Genomic DNA, 1,775 nt, shown 5'->3' with positions numbered 1-1,775 from the left:
CCCCCACTCCTCTAACTTCCCGGTTCCCTAATTACCCCCGCTGTCTGTGTAGCTTTAATCAACTGACTGAGAGCAGTTTCTAATTCTAGACCTGGGTCAGTTGCAACCCAGCCTTGGGAAGTCAGGTGACGCACTTCAAAGTGAAGGTGGGGACCTGTGGAATTGCCGGTGCTGCCAACTCGTCCAATTACGGTTCCTTGTTGTATCACCTGACCGGGTTGGACAAATATTTCTGACATGTGACCGTAGAGAGTTTGTTGAGCAGAAGTGTGGTTGAGAATAACAGTCAGACCATAACCCCCTACATAGTCAGCAATCTCGACTTGACCTGTAGCAGCTGCTAAAATTGGTGTTCCCATCGCTGCACCCAAATCTGTACCAGCGTGGAAACGGCGATCGCCTGTAATCGGATGCACTCGCCAACCAAACAATGATGTAATTGGTGAGGCAACAGATAACGGGAACATCATTCCCCCAGGATTAGCAGCGATTGCGCCAGTATAAGGAATTTGTGGTAAGGCTGATGCTAGTGGGATATCGTAAGCTACAGTGCTGTCGCGGGGTGCAGTATTATCAGCCGTCATCGGTGCTGACAATTCCCCAGATGATCGTGCGATCGCACTCGAACCAACTATGGGGTTAGCATTGAAACTTGTGGGATTCGGGATAAATCGATTCGGGCGAAAAGCGCTTTTGCTTACATTAGCAGAAGCAACTGACTTTTCACGCCAACCGCCATTGTTAAGATTAATCGGACCAACCCGCGTTCTCCGCCATCCTGTGTTATCATTTTCCCTTGCAATCCGGCGTGGTGTTGAAACGTTAGCGGATGCCGTTGTTGCTTGGCTTCTTCTAATCCAACTTGGTGCTTGTTTAGGTGTTGTCTCGTTATTAGAATCAGCTACACGTTGATTTCCATAAGGAGCGATCGGTATTTTAGCGCAAATGCCACCACTCGCACCGGGCGCTAAAATGGTTCGACAACCGCTAGAGCGTTCTGTAAGTACTACAGAATTCGGTGCTTGATAGTTACTCGTCCCATCGTTTTTATAATCGTTGGGGTCGATATAGGCGTTATTGTAATCCTTTTTGCCCTCTGTTCCACTGATTGTATCTGAGCTGCTTGGTGGTCGCGAAACTTCTGAGGGTCTTTCTATAGTGGCAGAATTGTTGGATGTGGCTTGAGAATCGGATTGTGGTTTTTCCTGTCTAATTCTTACAGGCTTAACCTGGGAAGCTTCTACCTGCCGTCTAAAGCGTCTAGCGGTGGTATCAGGTTCAGAAATCTCGACACTCGGTCTTGAGCGTCTAATACGAGTCACAAGTTCATCAGACTCGCTTTGAGACGTTGAACGTCTAACTGGTGAGACTTTGGAAACTTCTGTTTGATTGCGTAGTCGCTTTTTGAGTCTAGCTCGACGCTCAGAAAAATCTGGTGTTGCTTCTACAGCAGTTGCAGTGCGATCGCGTACAACCTCTTTTTTAACTGGATTTGTAACTTGTGCTTGTGAATTTTCAACAGTGGGAACGATATTATCTATTGATGTGTCTACCTGGGCATACACAAAGCCTCCACTGAGGAGGCTGAAACTACTTAACCAACACAGACTCTGTGCTGGTAAAGAAGATGCCAAAGGTTTTGTCACGAAACATCGCTGCAATAAGTTGTGCAAACGGCGATCGCTCTTTTGATTGCGCTGCGTCATTTGTTAGAGTGCGTGTTGTGTGTAATTAAACTGGGGAATGGGCAATGGGGGAGTGGGGAGTGGGGAGTG

Annotated in this window: 1 protein-coding gene; it reads right to left on the bottom strand. The window is 47.4% G+C overall.

Annotated features, from left to right (window positions below; all coding sequences use genetic code 11):
• Positions 1-11 precede the first annotated feature (11 nt).
• Positions 12-1,706: a M23 family metallopeptidase gene (locus OGM63_RS20270; RefSeq protein ID WP_263747460.1), complete on the bottom strand. Its 1,695-nt coding sequence runs from the start codon at positions 1,704-1,706 to the stop codon at positions 12-14.
• Between the last annotated feature and the right edge of the window lie 69 nt (positions 1,707-1,775).

Origin of the sequence: Plectonema radiosum NIES-515, assembly GCF_025753815.1 — a bacterium.
Taxonomy (GTDB): Bacteria; Cyanobacteriota; Cyanobacteriia; order Cyanobacteriales; family Nostocaceae; genus Hassallia; species Hassallia radiosum_A.
This window is presented reverse-complemented; position numbering and strand designations above follow the sequence as displayed.

Coding starts and splice junctions, on each gene's coding strand:
- OGM63_RS20270 (WP_263747460.1), bottom strand. CDS start 1,706: ATGACGCAGCGCAATCAAAAGAGCGATCGCCGTTTGCACAACTTATTG.